The organism is Streptomyces sp. NPDC059718 (assembly GCF_042733315.1).
GTDB lineage: Bacteria > Actinomycetota > Actinomycetes > Streptomycetales > Streptomycetaceae > Actinacidiphila.
The window spans coordinates 40,725-66,086 of the sequence record NZ_JBHWGA010000024.1 but is presented as its reverse complement, the minus strand read 5'-3'; the positions used below and the strand labels follow the sequence as shown (position 1 = coordinate 66,086).

Annotated in this window: 19 protein-coding genes, 1 tRNA gene and 1 pseudogene; 19 read left to right on the top strand and 2 right to left on the bottom strand. The window is 69.7% G+C overall.

What is annotated here, in order from left to right:
• Positions 1-612 precede the first annotated feature (612 nt).
• The 5 genes and pseudogenes from ACFV3E_RS25965 to ACFV3E_RS25945 form a co-directional block, all read left to right on the top strand.
• Positions 613-2,241, top strand: a complete 1,629-nt coding sequence (locus ACFV3E_RS25965; RefSeq protein ID WP_500536818.1) for a carboxylesterase/lipase family protein — start codon at positions 613-615, stop codon at positions 2,239-2,241.
• A 98-nt stretch (positions 2,242-2,339) separates the two neighbouring features.
• On the top strand, positions 2,340-2,930 hold the full coding sequence (locus ACFV3E_RS25960) for a DUF308 domain-containing protein (RefSeq protein ID WP_500536817.1): 591 nt from the start codon (positions 2,340-2,342) through the stop codon (positions 2,928-2,930).
• Positions 2,931-3,282: 352 nt separating this feature from the next.
• On the top strand, positions 3,283-4,131 hold the full coding sequence (locus tag ACFV3E_RS25955; protein WP_500536816.1) for a helix-turn-helix transcriptional regulator: 849 nt from the start codon (positions 3,283-3,285) through the stop codon (positions 4,129-4,131).
• A 1,246-nt stretch (positions 4,132-5,377) separates the two neighbouring features.
• Positions 5,378-5,830, top strand: coding sequence for a hypothetical protein (locus ACFV3E_RS25950; protein WP_500536815.1), 453 nt, complete (start codon positions 5,378-5,380; stop codon positions 5,828-5,830).
• A 113-nt stretch (positions 5,831-5,943) separates the two neighbouring features.
• Positions 5,944-6,261 (top strand): annotated as a pseudogene (locus ACFV3E_RS25945) (tyrosine-type recombinase/integrase); the annotation flags it as partial.
• Positions 6,262-6,397: 136 nt separating this feature from the next.
• Here ACFV3E_RS25945 and ACFV3E_RS25940 read toward each other — a convergent pair.
• Positions 6,398-9,280 (bottom strand): hypothetical protein, encoded by a 2,883-nt coding sequence (locus ACFV3E_RS25940; RefSeq protein WP_500536814.1) that lies wholly within the window; start codon positions 9,278-9,280, stop codon positions 6,398-6,400.
• A 337-nt stretch (positions 9,281-9,617) separates the two neighbouring features.
• On the opposite strand from ACFV3E_RS25940, the gene ACFV3E_RS25935 reads away from it, so the two are divergent.
• A protein-coding gene (locus tag ACFV3E_RS25935) for an IS630 family transposase (protein ID WP_500536813.1) occupies positions 9,618-10,693 on the top strand; the annotation gives its coding sequence in 2 pieces (ribosomal slippage) (positions 9,618-10,061 and positions 10,064-10,693; 1,074 coding nt in all).
• Between the two features lie 197 nt (positions 10,694-10,890).
• Here ACFV3E_RS25935 and ACFV3E_RS25930 read toward each other — a convergent pair.
• Positions 10,891-10,962: transfer RNA gene (locus tag ACFV3E_RS25930), tRNA-Arg, on the bottom strand.
• Positions 10,963-11,205: 243 nt separating this feature from the next.
• On the opposite strand from ACFV3E_RS25930, the gene ACFV3E_RS25925 reads away from it, so the two are divergent.
• The 13 genes from ACFV3E_RS25925 to ACFV3E_RS25865 all read left to right on the top strand — a co-directional run bounded on the left by ACFV3E_RS25925 (position 11,206) and on the right by ACFV3E_RS25865 (position 25,311).
• The gene (locus tag ACFV3E_RS25925; RefSeq protein ID WP_500536812.1) at positions 11,206-11,631 is read left to right on the top strand and encodes a response regulator; all 426 of its coding nucleotides are present in this window, start codon (positions 11,206-11,208) and stop codon (positions 11,629-11,631) included.
• A 76-nt stretch (positions 11,632-11,707) separates the two neighbouring features.
• Positions 11,708-12,685, top strand: a complete 978-nt coding sequence (gene nrtL / locus ACFV3E_RS25920; RefSeq protein WP_500536811.1) for an ArgS-related anticodon-binding protein NrtL — start codon at positions 11,708-11,710, stop codon at positions 12,683-12,685.
• 19 nt (positions 12,686-12,704) lie between these two features.
• Positions 12,705-14,096 carry a diaminopimelate decarboxylase gene (gene lysA / locus ACFV3E_RS25915; RefSeq protein WP_500536810.1) on the top strand — a complete coding sequence of 464 codons (1,392 nt, stop codon included), beginning with the start codon at positions 12,705-12,707 and terminating at the stop codon, positions 14,094-14,096.
• A gap of 126 nt (positions 14,097-14,222) precedes the next feature.
• Positions 14,223-15,572 carry a homoserine dehydrogenase gene (locus tag ACFV3E_RS25910; protein WP_500536809.1) on the top strand — a complete coding sequence of 450 codons (1,350 nt, stop codon included), beginning with the start codon at positions 14,223-14,225 and terminating at the stop codon, positions 15,570-15,572.
• A 7-nt stretch (positions 15,573-15,579) separates the two neighbouring features.
• Positions 15,580-16,668 (top strand): threonine synthase, encoded by a 1,089-nt coding sequence (thrC, locus tag ACFV3E_RS25905; RefSeq protein ID WP_500536808.1) that lies wholly within the window; start codon positions 15,580-15,582, stop codon positions 16,666-16,668.
• A gap of 260 nt (positions 16,669-16,928) precedes the next feature.
• The gene (gene thrB / locus ACFV3E_RS25900; RefSeq protein WP_500536807.1) at positions 16,929-17,852 is read left to right on the top strand and encodes a homoserine kinase; all 924 of its coding nucleotides are present in this window, start codon (positions 16,929-16,931) and stop codon (positions 17,850-17,852) included.
• 398 nt (positions 17,853-18,250) lie between these two features.
• Positions 18,251-20,182 (top strand): transcription termination factor Rho, encoded by a 1,932-nt coding sequence (gene rho, locus ACFV3E_RS25895; RefSeq protein WP_500536806.1) that lies wholly within the window; start codon positions 18,251-18,253, stop codon positions 20,180-20,182.
• Positions 20,183-20,465: 283 nt separating this feature from the next.
• Positions 20,466-21,590, top strand: coding sequence for an LCP family protein (locus ACFV3E_RS25890; RefSeq protein WP_500536805.1), 1,125 nt, complete (start codon positions 20,466-20,468; stop codon positions 21,588-21,590).
• A gap of 123 nt (positions 21,591-21,713) precedes the next feature.
• Positions 21,714-21,938 carry a 50S ribosomal protein L31 gene (gene rpmE, locus ACFV3E_RS25885; RefSeq protein ID WP_431965655.1) on the top strand — a complete coding sequence of 75 codons (225 nt, stop codon included), beginning with the start codon at positions 21,714-21,716 and terminating at the stop codon, positions 21,936-21,938.
• 114 nt (positions 21,939-22,052) lie between these two features.
• Entirely contained in the window at positions 22,053-23,141 is a 1,089-nt protein-coding gene (prfA, locus tag ACFV3E_RS25880) for a peptide chain release factor 1 (RefSeq protein ID WP_499514030.1), read from the top strand.
• Between the two features lie 16 nt (positions 23,142-23,157).
• Positions 23,158-24,003 (top strand): N5-glutamine methyltransferase family protein, encoded by an 846-nt coding sequence (gene prmC, locus ACFV3E_RS25875; RefSeq protein WP_499514031.1) that lies wholly within the window; start codon positions 23,158-23,160, stop codon positions 24,001-24,003.
• A 31-nt stretch (positions 24,004-24,034) separates the two neighbouring features.
• A complete protein-coding gene (locus tag ACFV3E_RS25870) occupies positions 24,035-24,682 on the top strand; it encodes an L-threonylcarbamoyladenylate synthase (protein ID WP_500325356.1) in 648 nt (215 codons plus the stop codon).
• Positions 24,679-25,311 (top strand): arsenate reductase/protein-tyrosine-phosphatase family protein, encoded by a 633-nt coding sequence (locus ACFV3E_RS25865; RefSeq protein ID WP_500366289.1) that lies wholly within the window; start codon positions 24,679-24,681, stop codon positions 25,309-25,311. The genes ACFV3E_RS25870 and ACFV3E_RS25865 overlap by 4 nt, the downstream gene beginning before the upstream one ends.
• The last annotated feature ends 51 nt before the right edge of the window (positions 25,312-25,362 follow it).

Below are 25,362 nucleotides of genomic sequence, written 5' to 3'. Positions count from 1 at the left end.
GATGCGTCCCGCGAGGAGGCTGCCGTGACGTAGGGACTCACCGGCAGGCCTCGCATACGCTCGAACAGCTGATCATTCCACCGGCTGGCCAGCCTCAACGCGGCATCGCGCCGGAGGCGACTTCCGATTTGTCTCCCCTCGCGAGAGGCATATCCAATGGTGCGGGACCCCTGCTTTGATCATGGCGCCCTCGCCTGCAAGCCCAGGCACCACATGGTCGGCCATCGGACCGAAGCCCACGCGATCTTGACCAAACCGGCTGGATCGTCCCCATCGCGCCGTCTTGGGTGGGGTTGGCAGCACCTCTGTATGTCCTTGCGGCGCCCCAGCTGATGTCGCACGTTTGAAGTGTCAACCAGGCATCGGCGCTCCCAGGTGGCACCTGTGCCGCTCGATTCAGGAAAGCCTTCCGACCTGCGAGAGGTCGACTCGGGGTCGAGGGCGTGGTCGCGATGCGGCGCGACTGTCCCGCCGGGTGCGAGTAGAGGTATGTCCGAAATCCGTCACCTACTTGATGGGTGACGAAGCTGCCGAGTGTCCGCTGCCTCCCTCGCCTTGCTTCTCGCGCGCCCCGGTGCACCCGGGCGACCCGAACCGAAAGGAATGAAGACCATGAACACGACCCTCTCGAGGCGGTGGAGCTGGCGAGTCCCGCTGGCAACCCTTGGCGCGGGCCTTACCGCGCTGACCCTTGCGGCAGCCGGTGCTACCGCCGCCGACGCCAGCCCCGGCACCACGGCATCGCACACCGGCGGCGGCCCGGTCGTCACCACCCAGGACGGCACGGTGCGCGGTAAGGCGGTGCCCGGTGGGTACGCCTTCCGCGGGCTGCCGTACGCCGCCGCGCCCAGCGGCGAACTGCGATGGCGCGCCCCACGCCCTCCGGCCGCATGGAAGGGGGTGCGAGACGCGACCGACTACGGACCCAACTGCTTTCAGCCGGCCCCCACCCCCACTGTCGGGGCACAGAGCGAGGACTGTCTGTACCTGAACGTCTCCACGCCGAAGCAGCCCAGGCGGCACGCCGCAGCCCGGCCGGTGCTGGTGTTGATCCACGGCGGCGGTTTGACGCTGGGCGCTGGCCGGGACTACGACCCAGCCAAGCTGGCGGCTGAGGGCACCGTGGTTGTCACCGCCAACTACCGGCTCGGCGCCTTGGGCTTCCTCGCGCACCCCGCACTCGCCTCACGGCCTGGGGGCCCAGCAGGCAACTACGGCCTGATGGACCAGCAAGCCGCCCTGCGCTGGATACGCCACAACATCGGCCGCTTCGGTGGCAACCCGCACAACGTCACCATTGCCGGCGAGTCCGCCGGCGGCCTGTCTGTGCTGAGCCACCTCACTTCCCCTGGCTCCCGCGGACTCTTCCAGCGAGCCATCGTCCAAAGCGGCACTTTCGCCCTGAACCAGCAGTCGCTGGCCACTGCCAAGGCCGCCGGCATGGCCATCGCGAACAAGGCGGGCTGTGCCGACCAGAGCGCCACGTGCTTGCGCGCTCTGCCGGCTGCCGCCTTGGTCAACGCGTACCCGCGCGCTGCGATCCCCGGTGTCGTCGATGGCGCGGTCCTCAAGGAGTCCGTCGGCACTGCTCTGGCCGCCGGCCGTTTCGCCCGTGTACCGATCCTCAATGGAAGCAACCACGACGAGGAGCGGCTGTTCCTCGCCACTGGAGCGGTCCTCCACAACGGCACCTACGCAGCGGCCCCCAAGGACGTCACCGCCGAGAACTACCGTCAGACCATTGCCTCGGTCCTCGGCGTGTCCGGCGCCCGGTCTCGGGCCATCGCGCGCGAGTACCCGCTTGGCTCCTACACCTCGCCGAGGCTGGCCCTCAGCGCGCTGCTCGGCGACGCCAACTTCGCCTGCACCGCACTCCAGGTCGGCAACTGGACCTCCAAGCGGGTGCCTACGTTTGCCTATGAGTTCAACGACGATGCCGCGCCTGCCCGTTATCAGCGACTCGACCCGCCCGTGGCGACCCACGCCTCCGAACTCCCCTACCTCGTCGACCTGCCCGATGCGCGATTCCAGGATCCTCTCAACCGTGGTCAGCGCACCCTCGCCTCCCACATGCGCGCCGCCTGGGCCCATTTCGCTGCAAGCGGCAACCCCTCCACGTCGGCCGTGCACTGGCCGTCCTTCCACGGCAGCACCCATGTGCTGTCACTCCAGCCCCCCAAGCCCCGGGTCGAGCAGGACTTCGCCACTCGGCACCACTGCTCGTTCTGGGTCACGCACTGACCCCCTGACCCCACATCGCCATGCCGGGCACCGGCCCCAGGCCGCTGCCCGGCACCGTTCGGCACCATCACAACTCGCCATCTGAGAAAGGCTGCCCCATGAGTGCGCACACCCCGACGGTCCGCATGTCCCTCGTCCCCGAAGGCCGCTCCTCCCTGCTGAGGCTGTACCTGGGCCGTGGCGTCCTGGCCGTGGCATGGGCTGCGGCGTTTGCCGTGAACCGCGGCTCCCTCGACGGCACGGCGGTCACCCTGCTGGTCGTCTATCCACTGATCGACGCGGTGTCGTCACTGATCGACTTCCGTGCCCGTACGGAGGGATCGGAGCGTCGGCTTACGTTGTTCAACGGGGTGCTCAGCACCCTTGTTGCCCTCGCCCTCGGCCTCGCAGGAACCGTCGGGCTGGAGGCCGTGCTGCACGTGTTCGGTGCCTGGGCAGTCATCTCCGGTGTAGCCCAGATACTGGTTGGATTCCGTCGGCGCAGCCCCGAACTCGGCAAACAGTGGCCGATGTTGATCGCGGGAGGTCTGTCTGTCCTCGCGGGCACCTCCTGGAACTTCCAGGCCCTCGCCGATGACCCTTCGCTCAACGTGCTGCCCGTCTACGCCGCGGCCGGCGGCGCGTTCTTCATACTCCAGGCCGGTCTCCTGGCCCGGAAGGCTCGCCGGGTGCGAACCCGGACGGCTTGAGGCCACACCGTGGAGCGGGGTGAGCCGTCGCAGTCGCTTTCGGCCGCTGTCCGTGATCCCCGCCCGGCCATTCCGCTGGCTCGTCTGCGCGCGGACTATCCGTGGGACGTTGCCTCACCTCCTCCGGGAGGCCGGCAGGCTCATCGTCGGGGATATGGCACGCTCAGGACTTCGAGGGCTCGCCAGAGCGACCCCGCCCCGATGTCGGCACAGCACGCACGAAGCGAACTTGTTCGGTGGATATCGGCTATCTATAGTCTTTAGAAGGGGAAATTTTCGCTAAGCAATAAAAAGAGCATCCACATGGACAACGCGGTTCGCTGTCATTGTTCGCTCCCGGTTGGCGGCTAGCGTGTCTCCGTCCAGCCAAGGCGTGCCCGAGACGAGTTTCCCGGGTTTTCTGCGCTCGCGCCGGGCGCGTATGACGCCTGAGCAGGCAGGCCTTTCGCCGCAGTCTGGAATGCGGCGGGTTCCCGGTCTCCGGCGTGAGGAGGTCGCCCGCCTCGCCGGAGTGAGTATTGACTACTACATACAGCTGGAACGTGGAGGCGGCGCTGGTGTCTCGGCGTCCGTCCTCGAAGCTCTCGCTCGCGCACTGCAACTCAACGACACTGAGCGTGGCCACTTGTTTGCGCTCGCCCACTCCGCTCAGCAGCGACCGCGCCCGCGGGCGCCGCAGCGCCCCCGACCCGGGCTGCTTCGCGTGGTGGAAACCCTCACCGACGTCCCCGCTTTCCTGCTGGGCTACCGCCTGGACATCTTGGCCACCAACCGTCTCGCACAGGCTCTGCATGTCGGACTCGACGAGTTGCCTGCCGACGAGCGGAACATGGTGCGCTACGTGTTCCTCCATGATGCCGCTCGCACCCTCTATGCCGACTGGGCCGAAACCGCCCGCGAAGTCGTTGGAGCGCTCCGCCTGCACGCCAGCCACCATCCCCATGACCCGCAGCTCGCCCAGCTGGTCGGCGAACTTTCCGAAGTCGACCGGGACTTTCGCCGCTGGTGGGCGGAACACGATGTGTACCGACCTCAGTGCGGCTCCACTCGCTACAACCACCCACTGGTCGGTGAACTGACCCTCGACTACGAAGCCCTGAACGCACCGGATGACCCCCATCAGGCGCTCGTTCTGTCCACCGCCAACCCTGGATCACCGTCCGAGAAAGCCCTCCGCCTACTCGCCGAATTGCGTCCTTGACGTCGGATGCCCGGCACGCCACGACGTACTTCGGGGCCGGCGCCCAGCCGATCGGCCTTGTCGCCGTGGTTGAACGCGGTTGTGGACGCGACCGAGGCTGTCGAGTGGGCGGGCAACAGCGAGGAGGTGTTGGTTAGCCGGTTCGCGAAGTGCAGCGACGGCCGGCAGGAGGTCGCAAAGCGCCGGATCGAGGATTTCGGGGCTGAGCAGGGAAGACGCCTCAAGATCCCGTCCACGGATAGTCCACAGACCCCGTCCCAGACCCGCTTCCGGCGGCATAGGCCTGCGCATACGCGAAGACCCCGCATCCAGCGTTCTGGCTGGTGGCGGGGTCTTTTGGCACCTCGTACAAGGTGCCCCCGGCAGGATTCGAACCTGCGCACACGGCTCCGGAGCGCGTAGCCGATTAGCGTGTCACATGTGCTGTGACCTGCATGTTCCGCGATCGGATCTCTCGGCGTGGCGCCTGTGTATCGCAAATAGTGCGTGACTGGGCGGAAAGTGCCCGTCGACGGGGGAGCGTGCTGTCGTGGGGTGGGCTGCAACATGATCAGATGCGGGCGGCCCGTGATCCGGCACAGGGCTGTCGGCCCCACCCAGGAGAACCCCAACGAGAGCACCGCGACGGCCGCCGGTTCGGTCACCTCATCAGCGATAGCGAGGCGGGACAGTGGGACTCCACCCCTGAGCCGTGTCCCACCCCCTTTCGCAGGTCAGCGCGCCTAGTGGGACAGCGGGACAGCAGAGACAGATCCTGGCCAGGGTGCAGCCAACCGTGCCCTCAGGGATTGGAGGTTGTACCCCAGTGTTTAGAAGAGAGACGGGCGCTTGCGGGCACGTGTGCCGATGGCCTGTGAATTTGCCAGGGTGGACTTTATCCAGGGGGCGGCTTCGCCACTTAATCGCCGGAGGGGAAGATTCTGGCCGTCCTGCCTGGGTGCCACTGAACGTGCCAGGCTGCAACATGGCGCCCTGCATGTTGCAGCGAGCTCGACAGGCGGTGGAGGGCGTTGCCCCTGGAGACCTGGAGTCGCCTGCCGTACGGCCCATCTCGGACTGCGGAGACAACCCGGGGAAGTGACACCTGGGGAGCAGCCACGAGCTGGGGCCGGCGGGCTGGTGCGCGTACCTTCCTGCTGGCGCCCCCGACGCTAGCAAAAGCCCCGGGGAATTGGCCGCGGGGTCAGCGGTGGCGGAAAGCGCTGTACCGCCTCCGCTCTTGCCGATCGCCGCCCATGATGGGCGCATGGATCTCACGGCTGTCGCGGCGGTAGTTGGGCTCACCGGCATCCCAGTAAGCCTGCTCGTCGCGCAATGGCAGAAGCGCGCCGCCCTGGCGCAGGCGGCGGCGGCGTACCGCGCAGCCCTGGATTCGGCCGAGACCAACCACAGGGCGGCCCTGGATGTAGTTACGAAACAGGCTGAAGCTGACCGGGAGCGGTGGCTCCAGGAGGCCCGACGTGCGGTGTATCCGGTGTTCCAGAACGCTTTGGGTCGCTTCCGCCGCGCTATCACGGAGGGCGGGGACGTCAGGGCTGCGGGCAACGACATCCACGATCTGGTTCACGAGGTCGGGACACTCGGGCCGACGGAGGTCACGCGTCTCGCCCACGACATTTCCAAGCGGTGCACGCCAATCACCATGCAGGCAGAGTGGCGCCCGCTATCCCCTGAAGAAGGGAGGGAAATCGCGGGGTGAAGCGCTGGCATGCCGGGCTACACGGCCCGGAGGCCGGGGACCATGCCCGCCGGCCACTGCCGCTGGGCCTCGACCAGGCATGAGACGCACAGGGGATTGCCGCCGGTGCCCGTACCTGTGGCACGGCCCTGGGGCGCCGGGTCTTCGGCAACGAGCGGCGGAAGCCGATCGGCGCCAGCACCTATAGCCGGGTATGGGAGGAGACGCGAGCACTGGCCCTGACCCCAGCGCAGGTGCAGTCACCCCTCGGGGGGCGTCCGTACGACCTGCGGCACTCCTGCCTAACTGGTTGGCTCAATGCTGGTGTGCCGCCAGCCGAGGTGGCTCGGAGGGCTGGGAACTCGGTGGAGGTGCTGTATCGGAGATACGCGGGCTGTCTGGACGGTCAAGAGGACGTTCTGAACAAGAAAATCCAGGCAACTCTCGAATGAGCTCGCTGGGGTGATTAGTAGTAGCGGCCGGGACACCGTGAGGCGTCCCGGCCGTAGCTACGTCTGTGAGCGATCCGAGTCATCCAGGAGCCGACCAAGTCGTTCCACGTAGCTGGGAGCGGGGATATTCCTAGCCTTAGACGGATTCGGGCTCGGGAGCACAGGGAGGGACTGCGCAGGAGGCTGGATCAAAACTCGGAGAGGCAGCGGTGGCGTCAGCCAAGTCCCAGGCTCGGCGCACCCGGTCGATCAGCTCACGCGCGCTGAATGGGGAGATTGCCAGCTCTAGCCGCATGTCTGCGAGACGCTGGGACACACCGTCCAGTACGCGGGCTGCGGTCTCGGCGCTGCGCTGATCGAAGTTTGGTGGCGTGAAAATTTGGAGCAAGGTGAGCCCGTACACGGTGTAGGCCCGAGCTTCCGCGATCAGCTGGCGGGTGGCCTCCTGCAGCCCCTCTTCATTGCCGGACGCGGAGCCTTGGGCTCCATGTGCTGGTGCCGTCGGCCATGCGAACGCTAGTAGGGCATGGACGAGCGCCTCCCTGCGGTGGGGACAGGAGACGTCCAGCGTCTCCGTAAGAGTCCGATAGCCAGTCAGGACATGGGCAGTGTTGGCCGTCCACGGCTGACTTGCGAGCAACGTACGGAATCCGGCAAGGGTGTCGGAGAGTTCCTCGGTCAGTATGAGGTGGGCGATGTCACGTAGTTCGACATACGGTGTGCTCTGACGCAGTTCGACCAGCCTAAGCGCGTACCGAATGAGGTCACGAGGGATGCCTCCGGACAGGGCATGCGAGAGGACTACATAGGGGTAAGGAAGACGCGGGACCCGCTGCTCTAGGACGGCCATGGACTCTGCTAGCGCCAGGGGCCGCACGTGGACGACGTCGTCGAAGGAGCTGTCCGTGGCGTCGCGGTGCGGCAGTCCCCGCCGCACGAATGCCGCGCTCACGTCCTCTGCGACGGTGACGAGGTAATAGACATGCGGAACGCCAAGAAGTGCCTTGACCTCGCTGAGGAACTCGCGAGCCTTGTCGGTGGTTCCCATGCGGTCGAGTTCATCGATGCACAGGAATACGCGGCCGTGGCTCGACTTTCTCAGGTCCTCCGCGATCGCCTCCAATAGTTCCCGGAGTGTTGCTACGAGTTGCGGGAAGGCCAGCGGCACACTGGAAAGGGAGGAACCGTGCGCTGTTCCGAATATCGGTGCCGGGGCAAGGTTGAAGGAGGCGGAGGTGCTCTGGGCCGTGCGAAGTTGGTAGAGCTTGTCCAGGCAGCGTCGGGCCAGGGGACTCTGGACCGGGCGGGACCTTCGCCATTTCCCGGAGGCGGCGACGACCTCAATACCGAGCACGAACAGGCCAAGACGGGCAGGATTTTCAGGGTCAGAAATATAGGCGTGGCCTATGGGGAATGCATTGAAGGTGCCGAGGCTGGTCATGACAGCTACGGCAAAGGCGATCAGCATCCGGTCCTGGCGGGTCAGGCGGCGCGGCCTGCTCGGCAATTGTAGCCCGACGAACACGAAGAGTAGCATCGCCATGGCTACGCCGAAGGGGACCAGCAAGTCCGTTATCGCTTTGGTGACCTCGTCCCATGGGCGGATGCCCGAGGCGAGGAGGAAGTCCCGGAGGACGTCTACGGCTGGGATGGCGACAAGGCACCAGCCGAAGACCCACAGGAGGCCCTGGCCAATCCTGTCCTGTGGCCCAACACCCAGAAACCGGCGTAGCCGACCGGGTGTGCGCAGCCTCCACAAGACCACGCTCGCAAATACGATCGCGAGACAGGCGACGATGTATTGCCCCTGCCACACGAGGGTGATGCCGCGGACCGCTTCCCGAACCGCTCCAAGGCCCCAGGACTGCACGCCCAAACGGTGGCCACCCCACCAACCGCGCGCGGCTGCGCTGATACCGAGAACAAGCAGGGCGGCCGCCAGAATGGCAAACAGCAACCGCCGGGCACTGCGGCGGACTAGTTCGTCCATGCGCCGGTGCAGCCGCACAAATCCTGACAGCCGCGTAAAGTCGGGCACGGCTTGGCCGTTGCGCTTGAGAAACTGCTCGCACACGCCGACCAGGCAGGACAACACGAAGTCGTATGGGGTGTAGGCAGCGGGCACCGCGACCTCGACCACGAAGTCCGGACCGTCCCCGTTGCCGGGGGTGCTCGTACGCAGAAGACCAGGTGCGGCGCGCAGCAGCGTGGTCTTCCCCGCCCCCCGGGGGCCGCTGAGCGCGATGGTCCCACCATCGATCAGGGACAGCTTGCGTGCTAGTTGTCCTCCGCACGCGGTGGGTACCAAGAACTCAGAGTCACCACGAGCCCGCAGCCCCTGGTAACTGTCGTATGCCAACACAGAGTGCGGGTCCTCGCCGAGAAGCGCCACGATGACTTCCAGCAGGACCTGGCGCGCGCTGTGTGTGGTGAACTCCGCTTCCAGCTTCTTCAGGGCGTCAGCGGCTTTATCCCGGTCCAGCCACAGCTCCAACATGTACGGGCCGAGAACGGCAAAAGACCGCAAATGACGCCGGGCACGCGGGCGAAACAACAGCCAGCCGACCACCACGACGCCAACCAGTGCAAAGATGACTTGCTCAACGATTGAGGGCGCGCCCACCAGGTCTTGCCCGAAAAGCAGCACGCCCAGGTACAGCAGAGTTGCCAGCGACGCGGGTTCCAGGCCGGCCTCCGCTTCGGCTCGCGCCAGCTTGCGGCGGGTCTTGGTCCGTTCGTCTAAGGAATCACGCGTGGAGGCGAGAGTCTCGCGGCTTAGCTCAAGCGTTCGCATGATGGCGGCAGGGGCTGCCATGGCCCCACGTACCGCATTGGCGGTCACTTCTGGACGGCTCTGCAACCGGTTGGCGACGGACTGTTCGGCCAAGATCGCCTCAACACTGCGCCGATAGGCTGCAGCCTCCGCCGCGTATCGCCAGCCCGTTGCCAATGGCTGCTGCGCCGTTGCGTCCGGCGTGTCCAGCTGGGCGTTCCCCACTGGCGCTGCGGTCTGGGTCATACGCATCTTCCTTCCCGCCTGTGGCACGAGTCGAGAGAGCGTAGAACGCCGTGCAGTGCTTCTGCAGACAGACACCGTAGTCTTCTCCTGTCTGGAGAATCGCCTACACGCTCGCGCCCGGCAGTCTCCACTGTCCCGCTGTCCTACTAGGCGCTCCGACCTGGGGAAAAGGGTGGGACTGCGCTAAGGGGGCGGTGTCTCGCTGTCCCATATTGCAGCTGGTGATGATGAGGCCGGCGCAACGGTCACGGTGCCGCCGCCACGTGGACCTACTGACTTGTAATGCGTGATGTCGTGGGGTGCTGACAGGTCGTGATCGTCGCGGTACACCACGGTCATGAGGTACGCGCAGGGTGGTGGGCTGACCGCCGAGCGGAGGGCGTTTCGCGAGCAGATCCGTCTGGACGCGGGCGAGATGTTCGCGGCTGGTTGCGGCAACGCCGAGGTGGCGAGGGTGCTGCGGGTTCATGTGCGCTCGGTACAGCGCTGGCGGCGCGAGTGGGCCGAGCGGGGTGAAGCGGGCCTGGTCTCGAAGGGGCCGGCGTCGTTGCCCAAGGTCAGCGACGAGTTGTTCGTGAAGCTAGAGGCGGCCTTGGAGTTGGGGGCGGTGGCGCACGGCTGGTCTGACGAGCGCTGGACGCTCGCACGGATCCGGACACTGATCGGGCGGATGTTCCACAAGAGCTACACCGTGCCCGGGGTGTGCCTGTTGCTGCACCGGCACGGCTGGTCGCCCCAGGTGCCGGCTCGCAGGGCCGTGCAGCGCGACGACGAGGCAGTGGCAACGTGGGTGAAGGAGACATGGCCGGCCGTGGAACCACCGCGGCGGCGCTCGGGGCCTGGACCGTCTTCGCCGACGAGGCCGGGTTCTCGATGACGCCGCACACTGCCCGCACCTGGTCCCGCACAGGCCTCACCCCGGTGATCCGAGTCAACGGCGGCAGCAGACGGCACCTGTCAGTGGCCGCTCTGTGCTGCTACAAGCCCGGCGAGCGGCCGCGGTTGGTCTTCCGGCACACCGGTGACCGGCGGGCCGACGGCCGCAAAGGCTTCTCCTGGAAGGACTTACGAGACCTGCTCACCGCCGCCCACACCAAGCTCGGCGGACCGATCGTGCTGGTCTGGGACAACGTCGGCCTGCACCTCAGCCGTGCGATGCGCGCCTGGACCACGGCCCGGGACTGGCTCACCGTGTTCCAGCTGCCGGCCTATGCGCCGGACCTCAACCCCGTGGAAGGGATCTGGTCCAGCCTGCGACGCACCAGCCTGGCCAACATCGCCTTCACCGACTACACGCACCTGGTCACCGCTGTCCGCCGAGGCCTACGCCAGATCCAGTACCGGTCCACCATCATCACCGGCTGCCTCATCGGCACCGGCCTCGCCACAAGCCCCGGCGACATCACGCATTAATCCTCAGTAGACGGTGACGCGCTGGTAGCACCCACCGCGGCACCCGTAGCTGTTGCAGCTGTCGCGCAGGTGTACCGCAGATAGTGCGTGATCAATGAGTGGGAACGAGAAAGAGCGGGACTCAGTGAGACTGAGCCCCGCTCTTTCTGCCGACATCCACGCAGGTCAGTGAAGTGATTCCGCTGGTTCCCGGTGAGTGCCCCCGGCAGGATTCGAACCTGCGCACACGGCTCCGGAGGCCGTTGCTCTATCCCCTGAGCTACGGGGGCGTGTCGGCCGCTGTGGCGGCGACGGGTGAAACCTTACCAGCCTGGGAGGGGTGTCCGTGTACAGGGTTTCCAGGGAGGCGGGTTGCGGGTGGGGAGGGGGTGTCGGGCGTGCCTCGCGCCGTGTGCCGGTGGCATAGCCCATGGCGGCGGCGCGTGTCCGGTGCACCGGGGCGGGGTCGCCCGGTCGGGGAAGGAATGGGGAAAACGCGGACGCATCCGATCCGGCGCGCCTAGGCTCTTCATGTGCCGGGCGAGTCCGGCCGGGTGCTTGTCGTCGACGACAACAAGGTCATCCGGCAGCTGATCAGGGTCAACCTCGAGCTGGAGGGCTTCGAGGTCGTGACCGCGGCCGATGGTGCCGAATGCCTGGACGTGGTGCAGCAGGTGCGCCCCGATGTGGTGACGCTGGACGTCGTCATGCCGCGGCTGGACGGGATACGGACGGCGGCCCGCCTCCGCTCGGACCCGCGCACCCGTGACGTGCGGATCGTCGTGGTCAGTGCCTGCACCCAGGCCGAGGTGGAGCGCGGCGTCGCCGCCGGGGTGGACGCCTTCCTCAGCAAGCCCTTCGAGCCCGGCGAGCTGCTCAACGTGGTGCGCAGGCTCGTCAACAAGGACATCGACGTACCCCAGCAAGGCGCGCCGGCGGCCACGCCGGGCACTGCCTGACCGCGGGTGACCAGGGGTGACCAAAGGGTGAAACCCGTTCGCGTCGGTACCCCCCTCCTCGCCTACGCTTGCGTCTGTGACCCCCGCTGAGCTCTCCCGCACCGTGCTCGCCACGGTCCGTCGTGCCGTGGAGGCCGATGAGCTCAGCCTCGCGGGCCCGCTGCCCGAGCGGGTCGTCGTGCGCAGGCCGCCGCGGCCCGGGTGCGGGGACTACGCCACGAACGTGGCCCTGCAGCTCGCCCCCCTGACCGGTGTCGCGCCGCTCGCCGTCGCGGACGTCATCGGCCGCCGGCTCGCCGCCGCCCCCGGCATCGCCCGGGTGGACGTCGCCGCACCGGGGTTCCTCAACATCACCCTCCAGGGGGAGTCCCACGAGGCCCTCGTCGATCTCGTACGCGAGCGGGGCCACCGCTACGGGGTCGGGGAGTACGCGGCCGCGGCCCTCCCCGCACCCGCCGGCGAGGCCCGTGCCGACGCCTACGCCGCCGCCCTCCGCAGGCTCCACGCGGCCACCGGCATCGAGCCGCCCGCGCGGCGGCCGCACCCCGTACGGGAGACGCCGGACGAGCTGCGCCGCAGCCTCGGCGCCGACGCCACCGCCTGGGCGCTGCTGCGCCCGCCCGCCGAGGACGCCCCCCGCACCGACCCCGCGGAGCACCTGGCGCAGCGCGAGGACAACCCCCTGTTCCGGGTCCGGTACGCTCACGCCCGGAGCCGGGCCCTGTTGCGCAATGCCCACGACCTGGGCCTGGAACCCGGCGCCGAATCCGGCCGCCGGGATCCCGCGGAGACCGAACTGCTCGGCCTGATCGCCGACTTCCCCCGCACCGTGGAGGCCGCTGCCCGGCACGGCGCACCCGACCGGGTGGCGCGGCTGCTGGAGCGCACCGCCGATGCCTTCCTCCGCTTCCACGACGAGTGCCCGGCGCTGCCGAAGGGCGAGGAGAAACCCTCGGCCGTTCACGGGGCCCGCCTGGCGCTCGCCGACGCCGCCGGGACCGTGCTCGCCAACGGCCTGACCCTGCTCGGCATCAGCGCCCCCCGACACCTGTGAGAGCAGAGAGCACGAGACGATGAGCCGTTCCGCACACCCCGCCGGGCCCCGTTACGCCGACGTCCTCCCCGAGGGTCACTACGCGGCGCCGCCCGCCGACCTGAACACCCTGGACCCCCGGGTCTGGGCCCGTACCGTCACCCGGGACGCCGAGGGCGTCGCCACCGTCGGCGGACTGGACGTCCGCGGCCTCGCGGAGGAGTTCGGCACCCCCGCCTACATCCTGGACGAGGCCGACTTCCGGGCCCGCTGCCGTGCCTGGCGCGAGGCCTTCGGCGCGGACGCCGACGTCTTCTACGCGGGCAAGGCGTTCCTGTCCCGTGCCGTGGTGCGCTGGCTGCACGAGGAGGGGCTCAACCTCGACGTGTGCTCCGGCGGGGAACTGGCCGTGGCGCTGTCCGCGGGGATGCCGGCCGACCGGATCGCGCTGCACGGCAACAACAAGACCACCGAGGAGATCCGCCAGGCCGTCGAGGCCGGGGTGGGGCGGATCGTGGTGGACTCGTTCCAGGAGATCGTCCGGGTGGCGGACGCCGCGCAGAAGCTGGGCAGGCGGCAGCGGGTGCAGGTCCGCGTCACGGTCGGCGTCGAGGCGCACACCCACGAGTTCATCGCCACCGCGCACGAGGACCAGAAGTTCGGTTTCTCCCTGGGCGGCGGGGACGCGGCCGAGGCGGTGCGCCGGGTGCTGCGCCTGGACTCGCTCGAACTGGCCGGCATCCACTCGCACATCGGCTCGCAGATCTTCGACACCTCCGGCTTCGAGGTGGCGGCGCACCGGGTGATCGGCCTGCTGCGGCAGATCCGCGACGAGCACGGGGTGGAGCTGCCCGAGATCGACCTCGGCGGCGGCCTCGGCATCGCGTACACCCCGGACGACGACCCGCGCGAGCCGCACGAGATCGCCAAGTCGCTGGGGGAGATCGTCTCCCGCGAGTGCCGGGGCGCGGAGCTCGCCGTCCCGCGGCTGTCGGTCGAGCCGGGCCGGGCGATCGTGGGCCCGACGGCCTTCACCTTGTACGAGGTGGGGACGATCAAGCCGCTGGAGGGCCTGCGGACGTACGTGAGCGTGGACGGCGGCATGTCGGACAACATCCGCACCGCGCTGTACGACGCCGAGTACAGCGTCGCGCTGGTGTCGCGGTCGAGCGACGCCGAGCCGATGCTGAGCCGGGTCGTCGGCAAGCACTGCGAGTCGGGCGACATCGTGGTGCGCGACGCCTTCCTCCCCGCCGACCTGGCGCCCGGCGACCTGCTGGCGGTGCCGGCGACGGGTGCGTACTGCCGCTCGATGGCCAGCAACTACAACCACGCCCTGCGCCCCCCGGTGGTCGCCGTCAAGGACGGCGAGGCCCGGGTGATCGTCCGGCGCGAGACGGAAGAAGATCTCCTGCGTCTCGACGTCGGCTGACGTGAAATCTCACATAGAAGGAGACCGGTCTCGCGATCCGGACAGCACGTGGAAACTTCCGTCCGGTGCGTGAGACTGGGACCGTCCAAGAGGCTTGAAAAGCCGTAAACCGCGAAGCGAGGTCGGATGATGCGTACGCGTCCGCTGAAGGTGGCGCTGCTGGGCTGTGGTGTTGTCGGCTCAGAGGTGGCGCGCATCATGACGACGCACGCGGACGACCTCGCCGCGCGGATCGGCGCACCGGTGGAGCTCGCCGGCATCGCGGTGCGGCGGCCCAACCGGGTGCGCGCGGGCGTGCCCGCCGAGCTGCTCACCACGGACGCGACCGCCCTGGTCAAACGCGGGGACATCGACGTGGTCGTCGAGGTGATCGGCGGCATCGAGCCCGCCCGCTCCCTGATCACCACCTCCTTCGAGCACGGCGCCAGCGTGGTGTCCGCCAACAAGGCGCTGCTGGCCGCCGACGGCGCCGCGCTGCACGCCGCGGCCGTCGAGCACGGGGTGGACCTCTACTACGAGGCCGCGGTCGCCGGCGCCATCCCGCTGATCCGCCCGCTGCGCGAGTCGCTGGCCGGCGACAAGGTCAACCGGGTGCTGGGCATCGTCAACGGCACGACCAACTTCATCCTCGACAAGATGGACACCACCGGCGCCGGCTACTCCGAGGCGCTGGACGAGGCCACCGCGCTGGGCTACGCCGAGGCCGACCCCACCGCCGACGTGGAGGGCTTCGACGCCGCCGCCAAGGCCGCGATCCTGGCCGGCATCGCCTTCCACACCCGGGTGACCATCGACGACGTGCACCGCGAGGGGATCACCGAGGTCACCGCGTCCGACATCGCCTCGGCCAAGAAGATGGGCTGCACGGTGAAGCTGCTGGCGATCTGCGAGCGCAGCGCCGACGGCCGTTCGGTCACCGCCCGCGTCCACCCGGCGATGATCCCCCTGACCCACCCGCTGGCCAGCGTGCGCGAGGCGTACAACGCGGTCTTCGTGGAGGCCGCGGCCGCCGGCCAGCTGATGTTCTACGGCCCCGGGGCGGGCGGCTCGCCGACGGCCTCCGCGGTGCTGGGCGACCTGGTGGCGACCTGCCGCAACAAGCTGGCCGCCACCACCGGGCCGGGGGAGTCGGCGTACGCGCAGCTCACCGTCAGCCCGATGGGTGACGTGGTGACGCGGTACCACATCAGCCTGGACGTGGCGGACAAACCGGGTGTCCTGGCCCAGGTGGCCACGGTCTTCGCCGAGCATCAGGTGTCGATCGACACCGTTCGTCAGCAGGGAAGGAATCCGGGCAGCGGCGACGGAGCCGCCGTCGAGCAGGGTGGCGGCGGGCGACGGGAGGGCGGGGAGGCGTCGCTCGTCGTCGTCACCCACCGGGCGCCGGACGCGGCGCTCGCGGCGACCGTCGAGGCGCTGCGCAAGCTCGACACCGTCCGGGGCGTCGCCAGCATCATGCGTGTGGAAGGGGAGTAATCCAGCGATGAACGCAGTGTCTGCCGGCCGTGTGCCGGCCACCCACCAGTGGCGCGGCCTCATCGAGGAGTACCGGGAGCGGCTCCCGGTCGGCGCGGCGACCCCCGTGGTCACGCTGCTGGAGGGCGGGACCCCGCTGGTCCCCGCCCAGGTGCTGTCCGAGCGCACGGGCTGCGACGTGTACCTGAAGGTGGAGGGCGCCAACCCCACCGGCTCCTTCAAGGACCGCGGCATGACCATGGCGATCTCCAAGGCGAAGGAGGAGGGTGCGCAGGCGGTCATCTGCGCCTCCACCGGCAACACCTCCGCCTCGGCCGCCGCGTACGCGGTGCGGGCCGGGATGGTGTGCGCCGTCCTGGTGCCGCAGGGCAAGATCGCGCTGGGCAAGATGGGCCAGGCGCTGGTGCACGGGGCGCGCATCCTGCAGGTGGACGGCAACTTCGACGACTGCCTGGACCTCGCCCGCGGCCTGTCCGACAAGTACCCGGTGGCGCTGGTCAATTCGGTGAACCCGGCCCGCATCGAGGGTCAGAAGACCGCCGCCTTCGAGATCGTGGACGCGCTCGGCGACGCGCCGGACATCCATGTGCTGCCGGTCGGCAACGCCGGGAACATCACCGCGTACTGGAAGGGCTACCGCGAGTACCGCACGGACGGCGTGTCGACGCGCAATCCGCGCATGTGGGGCTTCCAGGCCTCCGGCGCCGCGCCGATCGTGCTGGGCCATCCGGTGCGCCGGCCGCAGACGATCGCCACCGCGATCCGGATCGGCAATCCGGCGTCGTGGCAGTTCGCCGAGGAGGCGCGGGACGAATCCGGGGGGTTGATCGACTCGGTGACGGATCGTCAGATCCTGGCGGCGTACCGGCTGCTCGCCGCGCAGGAGGGCGTCTTCGTCGAGCCGGCCTCCGCCGCGAGCGTCGCCGGGCTGCTGAAGGCCGCCGAGCAGGGCGCGGTCGACCCGGGTCAGCGGATCGTCTGCACCGTGACCGGCAACGGCCTGAAGGACCCCGACTGGGCGGTCGCCGGCGCGCCGCAGCCCATCACCGTCCCGGTGGACGCCGACACGGCCGCGGACCGGCTCGGGCTGCTCTGATCCCGCGGGACGACAGGGGCGCACGGAACCGCACGCGACACGCATCACGCGCTGTCCGTGCGCCCTATGTCGCAGGAGAACCTTCCTTCGATAGGCTTGCCTCATACCGGCGCCGCCGCACGCCGTTCTGGCCCATGCCATTGGCATCCCCCTCGCGGGATCCCCTTGGTACGGTCCCCCAAGTCCTCGCCGCCGTACGGCAACGATGCCGCGGCATCGCGAGGCAGAAACGCCCTTGAAACAAGGAGAGTCATCGAACGATGGCCGGACCAGCCTTCCGCGCCGCCGCCGTCCGAGTGCGCGTCCCCGCGACCAGCGCCAACCTCGGACCGGGCTTCGACGCCTTCGGCCTGGCGCTCGGACTCTACGACGACGTCGTGGTCCGGGTGGCCGACTCCGGTCTGCACGTCGACATCGCCGGCGAAGGCGCCGACTCGCTCTCCCGCGACGAGGACCACCTCGTCGTACGGTCCCTGCGCACCGCCTTCGACCTGCTCGGCGGTCAGCCGCGCGGCCTGGAGGTCGTGTGCGCCAACCGCATCCCGCACGGCCGCGGCCTCGGCTCCTCCTCCGCCGCCATCTGCGCGGGCATCATGGCCGCCCGCGCGGTGACGATAGGCGGGCAGGAGAAGCTCGACGACGCCGCGCTGCTGGAACTGGCCAACGAGATCGAGGGCCACCCGGACAACGTCGCCGCCTGTCTGCTCGGCGGCTTCACACTGGCCTGGACCGAGGGCGGGGCCGCCCACGCGGTCCGTATGGACCCCTCCGAGTCGGTCGTTCCGGTGGTCTTCGTGCCGGGCAGGCCGGTGCTGACCGAGACCGCCCGGGGGTTGCTGCCGCGCACCGTCCCGCACGTGGACGCCGCGGTCAACGCGGGACGCGCCGCACTCCTGGTCGAGGCCCTCACCCGGCGCCCCGACCTGCTGCTCCCCGCCACCGAGGACCGGCTGCACCAGGAGTACCGGGCGCCCGCGATGCCGGAGAGCACGGCACTGGTGAACCGACTGCGCGCCGAGGGCGTCCCCGCTGTCATCTCGGGTGCGGGACCCACGGTGCTGGCGCTGGCGGACGAGGACACCGCCGACAAGGTCTCCCGGCTGGCGGCCGAGGGGTGGGCGGCGAACCGCCTGGCCCTCGACGCGGCGGGGGCGAGTGTGCTGCCGCTCGCTGTGGGGCAGTGACACGATTGCCGGTCGTAGAGAGGGGGAATGTTTGTTGGATCCGGTAGTGTTAATCTCATTGCTGCACCCGTGGACTCAGGCGCCCGCATGCTGGACCTGTTGTCCCGGTGCCTTGTGTCCCGCATCGGGACCGCCCATTCTTCCGGGAGCCTCCCACACCGCATAGGCAGCCTGCCTGGGCAGTGCCGAGCACGCTCCGGAGACGGCGCGGGTGACGTTTCACCCGAGAGTGAACTCTCACCTCGCCGGTAATTGTGTTTCTTTGCTCCACATCATTTCCTCCGCCATCAGGCGGACCACCGCCCCGGGTCCGGCGTAAGTGATAAGGACCGGATCCGGACAGCACGACCGGTCGCCGAGCCAGACAGGCCGACGTCCGCTCCAGGGAAGGACCCTTCGTGAGCGACACCACCGATCTGATGGGCGTACGCGCAGACAGCCCTGTCGCCGCGTCCGATGCTGCCGCGCCTGCCACCGGTGCTGCCACTGCCCCCGCCGCGCGGCGCCGCCGCGCCGGTACCGGTCTTGACGGCATGGTCCTGGCCGAGCTGCAGCAGCTCGCCTCCGGTCTCGGCATCAAGGGCACCGCGCGGATGCGCAAGAGCCAGCTCATCGAGACCATCAAGGCCGCGCAGGCCGGCAGCGGCGCCAAGGCCACCGCCTCCGAGGGCGCGCCCGCCGCCGAGAAGCCGAAGCGCCGGACCACCTCGCGCACCCGTACGGGTGAATCCGCCGAGGCCGGGAACCAGGGCGCCGAGCAGCAGCCGAAGCAGATCGAGATCCCCGGCCAGCCGGCCGGCGAGAAGACCGCACCCGCGGCCAAGGCCAAGGCGGAGTCCGCCAAGGCCGAGCAGTCCGCTGAGGGCCGTGCCGAGGCCGCCGTGGACAGCGCCGAGGGCAGGTCCGGCGACGCCAAGGGCGGCGACGACCGCCGCGAGAGCCGCCGCGACCGTCAGCGGGACCGTCAGCGCGACCGCCGCAAGGGCGGCGAGGACGGCGGCCAGCAGCGTCAGCAGCAGGGCGGCGGCCCCCAGGGCCAGCAGCAGGGCGGTGGTCCGCAGGGCGGCGGCCACCAGGACGACGACGAGTTCGACGGCAGCGGCCGCCGGCGCCGGGGGCGTTACCGCGACCGCCGCGGGCGGGGCGGCAACCGCCGCGACGACTTCGCGGGTGAGCCGCAGGTCGCCGACGACGACGTCCTGATCCCGGTCGCGGGCATCCTCGACATCCTCGACAACTACGCGTTCATCCGGACCTCCGGCTACCTGCCCGGCCCGAACGACGTGTACGTCTCGCTCGCCCAGGTCCGCAAGAACGGCCTGCGCAAGGGTGACCACGTCACCGGTGCCGTCCGGCAGCCGAAGGACGGCGAGCGCCGCGAGAAGTTCAACGCCCTGGTGCGCCTGGACTCCGTCAACGGCATGGCGCCGGAGAGCGGCCGCGGCCGTCCGGAGTTCGGCAAGCTCACCCCGCTGTACCCGCAGGAGCGGCTGCGGCTGGAGAACGAGCCCGGCCAGCTGATCACCCGGATCATCGACCTGGTCGCCCCGATCGGAAAGGGCCAGCGCGGCCTGATCGTGGCCCCGCCGAAGACCGGTAAGACGATCATCATGCAGGCCATCGCCAACGCGATCACCCGCAACAACCCCGAGTGCCACCTGATGGTCGTCCTCGTCGACGAGCGTCCGGAAGAGGTCACCGACATGCAGCGGTCGGTGAAGGGCGAGGTCATCTCCTCGACCTTCGACCGTCCCGCCGAGGACCACACCACCGTCGCCGAGCTCGCCATCGAGCGTGCCAAGCGGCTGGTGGAGCTGGGCCACGACGTCGTCGTCCTGCTGGACTCCATCACCCGTCTGGGCCGCGCGTACAACCTCGCGGCGCCCGCCTCCGGCCGCATCCTGTCCGGTGGTGTCGACTCGACCGCGCTGTACCCGCCGAAGCGCTTCTTCGGTGCCGCGCGCAACATCGAGGACGGCGGCTCGCTGACCATCCTGGCCACCGCGCTGGTCGAGACCGGCTCGCGCATGGACGAGGTGATCTTCGAGGAGTTCAAGGGCACCGGCAACATGGAGCTCAAGCTCGACCGGAAGCTCGCCGACAAGCGGATCTTCCCCGCGGTGGACGTCGACCCGTCCGGCACCCGCAAGGAGGAGATCCTGCTGGCTCCGGACGAGCTCAACATCACCTGGAAGCTGCGCCGGGTGCTGCACGCGCTCGACTCGCAGCAGGCGATCGAGCTGCTGCTGGACAAGATGAAGCAGACCAAGTCCAACGCCGAGTTCCTGATGCAGATCGCCAAGACCACCCCGGGCGGCAACAACGACTGACGCCCCGGCGTCGGCACGGCCCAGGAGGCCGGTCCCGTCACTTCGGTGACGGGACCGGCCTTCGTCGTCCCCGGCCGCTCGTCCCCGGCAGCTCGTGCACGGCCGCTCGTGCCCGCCCGCGGCACCGACCGGATGGCTCTCACCTGCGGCGGATCCGGCGCGTCCCGAGGCGGGGCGCTCCCGGACCCGCTGTCATTGCCCTGTGCGGGCACCCCTCCCGTGCCTGATCGGGCGCGGGAACGGGTACCCCAACCAAGAGGAGCCGATCAGGACAGAGGAGCCGATGGCCGATCACGCGGACGACGGACGAGCCGCCCGGCGACGCCGGCGCAGCCCCCGCCGACGGGCCCTGCGGATCACCGCCTGGGTCGTGGCGACGTTCCTCCTGCTGGCCACCACCGCCGTCGGATGCCTCTACCTCAAGCTCAACGGCAACATCAGGGGCATCGACATCAACGCCCTCCTCGGACGCGACCGGCCGGCCGACGTCGACAACGGCTCGATGGACATCCTGGTCCTCGGCTCCGACTCCCGCTCGGGCAGCAACCAGAAGGCCGGCGGCGGCCAGGACGACGGCACCGCCCGCTCCGACACCGCGATGATCGTCCACGTCTACCAGGGGCACCACCGGGCGAGCGTGGTGAGCATCCCCCGCGACACCCTCGTCGACCGCCCGGCCTGCGCCGAGCCCGGCGGCGGCACGGCCCCGCCCCGCCAGGGCGAGATGTTCAACGAGGCGTACTCGATCGGCGGCCCGGCCTGCGCGGTGAAGACGGCCGAGACGATGACCGGCATCCGCATGGACCACTACATCGAGGTCGACTTCGCCGGCTTCCAGCACCTCATCGACGCCTTCGGCGGGGTCACCGTCACCACCAGCCAGGCCATCAGCGACAACCGGAGCCATCTGCACCTGCCGGCCGGCACGCACCACCTCGACGGCAAGCAGGCCCTCGGTCTGGTCCGCACCCGCCACGGGGTGGGGGACGGCAGCGACCTGGGCCGGATAAGGCTGCAGCAGGCCTTCCTCAGCGCCCTGGTGGACCGGGTGAACAGCATCGGGCTGCTGAGCTCGCCGACCCGGCTCTACGAGATCGCCGACACCGCCACCGGCGCCATCACCACCGACTCGGAGCTGGCGTCCGTGAAGAAGCTGGTCGGCCTGGGGGAGAGCCTGAAGGACCTGGGCTCCAAGGACATCAACATGGTCACCATGCCGGTGCGCTACGACCCCGCCGACCCCAACCGCGTCCTGCCGATCCCCGACCAGGCCGAGCAGGTCTGGGCCGCGCTACGGGCCGACAAGCCGATCCCCAGGTCCGCCACCAAGGGCTCGGCGGGTGACGACGTCGACACGAACGGTGTGGTCAGGAGCTCCTCGCAGCCGTCCGCGACGGGATCGGAATAGATCGCCGCGGGCCCCGGTTTGGGCAGATGCGGCCAGTGCTGGCAGACTGGTACGTCGGCCCCGGTTCACGTGACGCAAGCCCGCAGCACGACCCGGGACCCTCCCGAACACTAGGAGAATCCCTTGAAGCGCGACATCCACCCGGAGTACGTGGAGACGCAGGTCAGCTGCACCTGCGGCAACTCGTTCACCACCCGCAGCACCGTCACCGAGGGCGTCATCCGCGCCGACGTGTGCTCCGCGTGCCACCCGTTCTACACGGGCAAGCAGAAGATCCTCGACACCGGTGGCCGCGTGGCCCGCTTCGAGGCCCGCTTCGGCAAGGCGGCCGGGTCCGCCAAGAAGTAGCGACCCGAAAGCGCCGGTCCACGGCTGCCCGGATATCCTCCGGCGGCCGGACCGGCGCTTTGTCGTCCCAGGCTGGTTCACCGGCGTTCACCCCTTCCAGAAGCAGGGATCCTGATGTTCGAGGCGGTCGAGGAACTGATCGGCGAGTACGCCGACCTCGAGAAGAAGCTTGCCGACCCGGCGGTCTTCGCCGACCAGGCCAACGCGCGCAAGCTCAACAAGCGCTACGCGGAGCTGACCCCCATCATCGGCACGTACCGCGGCTGGAAGCAGACCGGCGAGGACATCGGCACCGCGCGCGAACTGGCCGCGGACGACCCCGACTTCGCCGCCGAGGTGAAGGAGCTGGAGAAGCAGCGCGAGGAGCTCACCGAGCGCCTGCGGCTGCTGCTCGTCCCGCGTGACCCCAGCGACGACAAGGACGTGATCCTGGAGGTCAAGGCGGGCGAGGGCGGCGAGGAGTCCGCGCTGTTCGCCGGCGACCTCCTGCGCATGTACCTGCGCTACGCCGAGCGCCAGGGCTGGAAGACCGAGATCATCGACGCCAACGCCTCCGACCTCGGCGGCTACAAGGACGTCCAGGTCGCGGTGAAGACCAAGGGCGGCAACGGTGCCACCGAGCCCGGCCAGGGCGTCTGGGCCCGGCTGAAGTACGAGGGGGGCGTGCACCGCGTCCAGCGCGTGCCGGCCACCGAGTCGCAGGGCCGGATCCACACCTCCGCCGCCGGTGTGCTGGTGACCCCCGAGGCCGACGAGGTCGAGGTCGAGGTCAACGCCAACGACCTGCGGATCGACGTCTACCGCTCCTCGGGCCCCGGCGGCCAGTCGGTCAACACCACCGACTCCGCGGTGCGCATCACCCACCTGCCCTCCGGGCTGGTCGTCTCCTGCCAGAACGAGAAGAGCCAGCTGCAGAACAAGGAGTCGGCGATGCGCATCCTGCGCTCCCGGCTGCTGGCCGCCGCGCAGGAGGAGGCCGAGCGCGAGGCCTCCGACGCCCGCCGCAGCCAGGTGCGGACGGTGGACCGCAGCGAGCGCATCCGCACCTACAACTTCCCGGAGAACCGCATCTCCGACCACCGCGTCGGCTTCAAGGCGTACAACTTGGACCAGGTCCTCGACGGGGAACTGGACGCGGTGATCCAGGCGTGTGTCGACGCCGACTCGGCGGCCAAGCTGGCCGCCGCGGGCGACGGAAGCTGAACCGGAGGCGGAGAACGTGAACCTGCTGCTCGCCGAGGTCGCCCAGGCGACCCAGCGGCTGGCCGACGCCGGCGTTCCCTCGCCGCGGTTCGACGCCGAGGAGCTCGCGGCGTACGTGCACGGGGTGAAGCGCGGCGCGCTGCACACCGTCGCCGACGCGGACTTCGACGCGCGCTACTGGGAGGCCGTGGCCCGCCGTGAGGCCCGCGAGCCGCTGCAGCACATCACGGGCCGCGCGTTCTTCCGGTACCTGGAGCTCCAGGTGGGCCCCGGGGTCTTCGTGCCCCGCCCGGAGACCGAGTCGGTCGTCGGGTGGGCCATAGACGCCGTGCGCGCCATGGACGTCGCCGAGCCGCTCATCGTCGACCTGTGCACCGGTTCGGGCGCCATCGCGCTCGCCCTGGCGCAGGAGGTGCCGCGCAGCCGGGTGCACGCGGTGGAGCTGTCCGACGAGGCGCTGGTGTGGGCGCGCAAGAACGTCGAGGGCAGCAAGGTCGACCTGCGGCAGGGCAACGCCCTGGAGGCCTTCCAGGACCTCAACGGCCAGGTGGACCTGGTGATCTCCAACCCGCCCTACATCCCGCTCACCGAATGGGAGCATGTGGCGCCGGAGGCCCGCGACCACGACCCCGAGATGGCGTTGTTCTCCGGTGAGGACGGCCTGGACACCATCCGCGGCATCGAGCGCACCGCGCACCGGCTGCTGCGGCCGGGCGGGGTCGTCGTCATCGAGCACGCCGACACCCAGGGCGGCCAGGTGCCCTGGATCTTCACCGAGGAGGCCGGCTGGGCGGACGCCGCCGACCACCCCGACCTCAACAACCGTCCCCGGTTCACCACTGCCCGCAAGGCGACGCCGTGACCACGGCGCCACACGTCATGGAGGTCTGCTGATGGCACGGCGTTACGACTGCTCGGACGCGACGGACCGGGTTGCCGGACTGCGCGAGGCCGCGTCCGCCGTACGCCGCGGCGAGCTCGTGGTGCTGCCCACCGACACCGTCTACGGGATCGGCGCGGACGCGTTCAACACCGAGGCCGTCGGCGACCTGCTGGAGGCCAAGGGCCGGGGCCGCAACATGCCCTCGCCCGTCCTGGTCGGCTCCCCGAACACCCTGCACGGCCTGGTCACCGACTTCAGCGAGCAGGCTTGGGAGCTGGTCGACGCCTTCTGGCCGGGCGCCCTCACCCTCGTCGCCCGTCACCAGCCGTCGCTCCAGTGGGACCTGGGGGACACCCGCGGCACCGTGGCCGTCCGCATGCCGCTGCACCCGGTCGCCATCGAGCTGCTGACGGAGACCGGCCCGATGGCCGTCTCCAGCGCCAACCTGACCGGTCACCCCTCCCCGCAGGACTGCGACGCGGCGCAGGAGATGCTCGGCGACTCCGTCGCGATCTACCTCGACGGCGGCCCGACGCCCGCGGCCGTGCCGTCCTCGATCGTGGACGTCACCGGCAAGGTGCCCGTCCTGCTGCGGGCGGGCGCGATCAGCGCGGAGCAGCTCCGTGAGGTCGTCCCCGACCTGGAGGTCGGCAATTGACACCGCCCATACCCGGGCAGTGGGATCACGGCGAGCGCCCGTTCCGCATCCTCCACGTCTGCACCGGCAACGTCTGCCGCTCGCCCATGGCCGAGCGGCTGACCCGGCACGAGCTGACGCTGCGGCTCGGTGACGGCGCCGCGGGGATCGTCGTGGAGAGCGCCGGCACCTGGGGGCACGAGGGCTCGCCGATGGAGGCGCACGCCGCCACGGTGCTCGCCGAGTACGCCGCCGACCCCACGGGGTTCCTCGGCCGCGAACTCCTCGACGACCACGTGATCGACGCCGACCTCGTCCTGACCGCGACCCGCGACCACCGCGCCCAGGTGATCTCCATGGGGCACGCGGCGGGGCTGCGCACCTTCACGCTCAAGGAGTTCACCCGGCTGGTGAAGGCGATAGACCCGGCGACGCTGCCGGAGGGCAGCGTGACCGAGCGCGCGCGGTCCCTGGTGCGCGCCGCCGCGGCCCTGCGAGGGTGGCTCCTGGCGCCCACCCCCGACGCGGACGAGGTGTACGACCCGTACGGCGCCCCGCTGACGTTCTTCCGCAGCGTCGGCGAGGAGATACACGACGCGCTGGACCCCGTCCTGACCGCGCTCACCGGGATGCCGGCGCCCACCGCCTGACCGCCCCGGGCGGAAGGTTTCAGCACGACGCACGCGGCCCCTCGGGGCGGC

Bases quoted from the DNA above. Each gene is read 5' to 3' on its own strand.
- ACFV3E_RS25965 (WP_500536818.1), top strand. From the start codon at position 613: ATGAACACGACCCTCTCGAGGCGGTGGAGCTGGCGAGTCCCGCTGGCA.
- ACFV3E_RS25960 (WP_500536817.1), top strand. From the start codon at position 2,340: ATGAGTGCGCACACCCCGACGGTCCGCATGTCCCTCGTCCCCGAAGGC.
- ACFV3E_RS25950 (WP_500536815.1), top strand. From the start codon at position 5,378: ATGGATCTCACGGCTGTCGCGGCGGTAGTTGGGCTCACCGGCATCCCA.
- ACFV3E_RS25940 (WP_500536814.1), bottom strand. From the start codon at position 9,280: ATGACCCAGACCGCAGCGCCAGTGGGGAACGCCCAGCTGGACACGCCG.
- lysA (WP_500536810.1), top strand. From the start codon at position 12,705: ATGAGCCGTTCCGCACACCCCGCCGGGCCCCGTTACGCCGACGTCCTC.
- ACFV3E_RS25910 (WP_500536809.1), top strand. From the start codon at position 14,223: ATGATGCGTACGCGTCCGCTGAAGGTGGCGCTGCTGGGCTGTGGTGTT.
- thrC (WP_500536808.1), top strand. From the start codon at position 15,580: ATGAACGCAGTGTCTGCCGGCCGTGTGCCGGCCACCCACCAGTGGCGC.
- thrB (WP_500536807.1), top strand. From the start codon at position 16,929: ATGGCCGGACCAGCCTTCCGCGCCGCCGCCGTCCGAGTGCGCGTCCCC.
- ACFV3E_RS25890 (WP_500536805.1), top strand. From the start codon at position 20,466: ATGGCCGATCACGCGGACGACGGACGAGCCGCCCGGCGACGCCGGCGC.
- prfA (WP_499514030.1), top strand. From the start codon at position 22,053: ATGTTCGAGGCGGTCGAGGAACTGATCGGCGAGTACGCCGACCTCGAG.
- ACFV3E_RS25870 (WP_500325356.1), top strand. From the start codon at position 24,035: ATGGCACGGCGTTACGACTGCTCGGACGCGACGGACCGGGTTGCCGGA.